Source organism: Mycobacterium sp. ML4 (assembly GCF_054515735.1).
In genome coordinates, this window is sequence record NZ_JBTNSY010000060.1 from 1 (window position 1) to 4,406 (window position 4,406).

Annotated in this window: 1 protein-coding gene; it reads right to left on the reverse strand. The window is 65.0% G+C overall.

The features are described 5' to 3' along the window. Positions 1-4,304 (reverse strand): class I SAM-dependent methyltransferase (locus tag ACX9NE_RS29090; protein ID WP_459365232.1); only part of this gene is annotated, 4,304 nt, incomplete at its 3' end. Positions 4,305-4,406: the final 102 nt, after the last annotated feature.

Here is a 4,406-nt window from a genome sequence, read left to right on the forward strand (position 1 = left end):
CGGTAGAAGCCAGCGATCCGCTCGATGGTGGCGGCATCGAAAACCTCAGTGAGGTAGCTGAACTCAACCCGCAGCCGAGCATCGAAGCTAACCGCCAAACTCAAGGGATAGTGTGTCGCGTCAGTCACTTTGAAACCCGCCAAGTTCAGTTCACCCAGGGATTCAATGAGCTCTTGGAGGGCGGTCGTGTTGACGGGGTAGGACTCGAAGGCTATGGCAGTGTCGAAGGTGGCTGCGGGGCCGGCCAGGCGGTGGATATCGGACAGGCGGTAGTGGTGATGGTCGATTAGGGTGGCTTGTTCGGATTGCAGGCGGTGCAGCGCGGCGGTGACGGTTTCGGTGAGGATGATGCGTAGCCGGGTGGGCACGGTGTTGATGAGCAAGCCGATCATGGTGTCCACGCCGGGTAGTTCGGCGGGCCGTCCGGAGACGGTGGTCCCGAAGACGACGTCGTCGCGTCCGGTCAGCTGGCTCAGCACGATCGCCCACGCCAGTTGGATAACGGTGTTAAGGGTGACCCCGGTCCGGGTGGCGAAGGCTGCGATGCAGGTGCTGTGCTCGTCGTCGAACTCCAGGACGTGTTTTGCTGGGGCAGAAGCGATTTGGCGGGCCGGATCGATCGGGGCGAGCATGGTCGGTTCGTCCAGTCCGGCCAGGGCGCGACGCCATGCCTGTGCTGATTGCTCGGTGTCGATCAGGGCGACCCACTCGAGGTAGTCACGGAATGGCCGCGACGGTGGTAGCGCTGACTGGTCGCCATCGGCGGCATAGAGGGTGAGGAATTCTTGCAGCAGCAGCGGCGAGGACCAGCCGTCGAGCAGGATGTGGTGGTAGGTGACGACCAGCGCGGACTGGTTGTGTCCCTTGGTAACCAGGGTGAAACGCAGCAGCGGCGGGGTTGTGAGGTCGAATTGCTGCAGCCGGTCGGCCCGGGTGAATCGGGTGAAGTCCTCGTCGGGGTTGGCCGAGCCGGTGAGGTCCAGTTCGTGCCAAGGTACCTCGACGTCGGCGAGGACGACCTGCACCGCGGTGCCGTGCGAGCTGGTGACGAACGCCGTGCGCAAGTTGTCGTGGCGGTCGGTGATGCCTTGGGCGGCGGCGCGCAGCCGCGCGATGTCGATCTCACCGGCGATGTCGATGACGGTTTGAACCGTGTAGGCGTCGACGGAAGACTCTGCCAGCAGAGCATGGAAGAACAGGCCCGCTTGTAGCGGCGCCAACGGCCAGACGTCGATAAGGTGGGGGTAACGCGCTTCCCAGGTGGTCAGGTCGTCTTGGACAACCGACACCAGCGGGAAATCCGAGGGTGTGTGGCCGCCGGCGCCCGGCAGTTGGGTGTGTCGGGCTAATCCGATCAGCACCGCACGCCACAGTTCGACGAGTTCTTCGACCTCGTCGTTGGCGAGCAATGTTGTCGGATAAGCGATTTGGGCGCTGAATTCGTCATCGAGCACCATCGCGTTGATCTGGATGGTGGCCAGCGCGGGCATGTCGGCGTTGGGGGTGCTAATCAGTGCGGTGAAGTCCTGGGTGACCCACCATGCGCCGTCACCGGAGCCGGTCGACAATTCGGTGCCCGCGATTCGGCCGAGATAGTTGAACATGATCTGGGAATGCCCCAGGTCCGGCAAGGCACTGGCCCCGGCCGGCGTCAGTTCCCGCAGAACGCCGTAGCCGATGCCGTGATGCGGGATGGCGGCCAGCTGCTCTTTGATCGACTTGATCAGTGCACCCGCGGCTGCCCCGCCGCGCAGCACGTCGTCGACATCGATACCGGACACGTCCAGCCGGGCGGGAAACACCGTGGTGAACCATCCCACCGTCTGCGACAGATCTGCACCGGCCACGACGGACTCCTCGCGGCCGTGGCCTTCGAGATGCACCAGCATTGAGGATTCGCCGACCCCGCGCCGCGACCGCCACATCGCCACCGCCACAGCTAATGCCGCCAGCAATCCGTCATGCGCACCGCATCGGAACAGCGCCGGCAGGGTGGTCAGCACCGGCTCGAACACCTCGTGAGGTAACCGCAGCTGCACCCGATCTACCGTCGACATCACATCGACACCCGGGTCAAAGGGACGAGGCCCCAACAACGGATCGGGGCCTTCGAGAATTCGGGCCCATCCCGCCAGCTCAGCGTCGAAGTGCCCTCGGCGGGCTGCCTCCTCAAGCCCATGAGCCCACCGGCGCATCGACGTGCCCGCCGGCGGCAGCACAGCACGCCGTCCCGCGGCCACCTGCTCCCACGCCCGCATCAGGTCAAACACAATGATGCGCCACGACACAGCATCAACCACCAGATGATGCGCGACGATGACCAGCCGGCCCGGCCGGTCTGAATTACCCTGCTGGCCAGCAGGATCCAGCCAGACCAGCCGAAGCACCGATCCTGCCGACGGGTTCAACCAATCCACCGCGGCGTCCAACGCCTCGCTGGCCAGCGACGCCAACTCCTGCGGAAGCGCATCGGCAGCAATCGGGAACCGGTGCAGCAGCGCATCCACGTCGACTGAACCCATCTCATGGGTCCGCATCCGCCAACCCGCCGACCGATCCCGCCACAACCGGGCCCGCAACATATCGTGGCGCGCCATCACCGCCGAAACGGTCTGCACGATTCCCGCCCGATCCACACCAACCGGCAACTGCACCATCACCGACTGAACGAACCGGTCGAAGCCGCCACCGCGGCTGACCAGGTCCCACACGATCGGGGTCAGCGGCATTTCACCCACACCGTTGCCGGGCAACTCCTCCAGCACTTGTCCACTCGGCGCTGTCTCGGCCACCTCCGCCAAGCGAGCAGCCGTCCGGCACTCGAACACATCCCGGGGCGAGAACCACACCCCTCGGGCCCGACACGCCGACACCACCTGAATCGACACGATGCTGTCCCCGCCCAAAGCGAAGAAGTCGTCATCGAGCCCGACCCGGTCCAGGCCTAAGACCTGGGCGAACACGTCAGCGACGGCTTTTTCGGTCCGGGTCCGCGGCGCACGGGAAGGTGTGGCGGCAAACACCGGTGCCGGCAACGCCTTTCGGTCGATCTTGCCCGAGGAAGTCAAGGGGAACTCGTCGAGCACCACCACCTGAGCCGGCACCATGTAATCGGGCAACCACGCGCTCAACCACTGGCGCACCGCGGTGATTTTGGTGTTGGTGCGGGGGTCGTTGGCGTGGGTGGTGCATTGGTAGGACCCAGTGGGGGGCAAGTAGAGGTCGGTCAGCGGGCCGGGGCCGGTGATGAAGACGGCATCGAGGGTGCCGGGTTGGGCGCCCCAGGTGACGGCGACGTGGTATCCGGTGGTTTCGCCCAGGCGGTGCAATTCTTCGGGGATGGCGGTGTCGGCGGTGTCTTGGGCGAGTGCGTCGGCCAGAGGTAGCCCGGCGGCGAGGGCCCGTTCGACGTGGACGTCGGTGATTAGTCCGGCGCGGGGGATGTCGGTGACGCGCACGGCGGTGGGACGTTGGGATATCAACCGGGTGTGCAGTCCGCGCAGGCCTGCGCATTGGGTCCACGCCCAGGTGGGCGTGGTGGCCAGGGAGCATACCGGTGTTGGGGTTTTGTGGATGGTGACGTCGTAGCGGTACCGGTTGAGTTCGTTGTCGTCCAACCCGCGTTTGACTTGGATGTCGAGTCCGGCGACCGACGGATGGTCGGCGGCCCAGGTGGTAAAGAAACCCGGGGCCAGTAGTAATTCGGGTTCACTGAGCATGGCGCGGTGCACTCGCTGGCGGATCTCGGCGGCGTCGGTGCTGGTGGTATGGGCCAGCGCGACGGCGGTTTGGAACGCACCGTGCAGGGTGTGGTTGCGGACGTCGCCGATGAACACTGCCCCGCCGGGGGCCAGCAGATCCACGGCGTTGTCAATGAGGTCGGCCAGATATCCGGCGTTTGGGAAGTACTGCATGACCGAGTTGAGAATGATGGTGTCGAAGTAGCCCTGCGGCAGTGACTCGGTGACGTGGGCGGGCTGGGTCAGCAGCTGCACCCGATCACGCCACGGGATCTGCAACTGCTCCAGCGAGCGCGCGAGCTTGTCGATAACCACCGCCGACATATCGGTGGCGACATAGTGCTCACACTGCGGGGCGATTTGGGACAACACCAGCCCCGAGCCCGTGCCGATCTCCAACACTCGCCGCGGATGCAGGGCCATGATCCGATCCACTATCGCCGAACGCCACTCCACCATCGCCTCAAGCGGGATCGGACCATCGGTGTAGCTGCTGTTCCAGCCCCGAAAATCCATGCCGAACTCCGACGCCTGATTTTCAGCCCGGTACAGCTCGTCGTACACGCATTGCCACTGTTCGACGATTTCGGCGTCTTGGACGGCGGCGGAGTCGGCGGTGGTAGTGCGCTCAAGGGTGATGTAGCCGACGAGTTGAGCGCCCCCGGT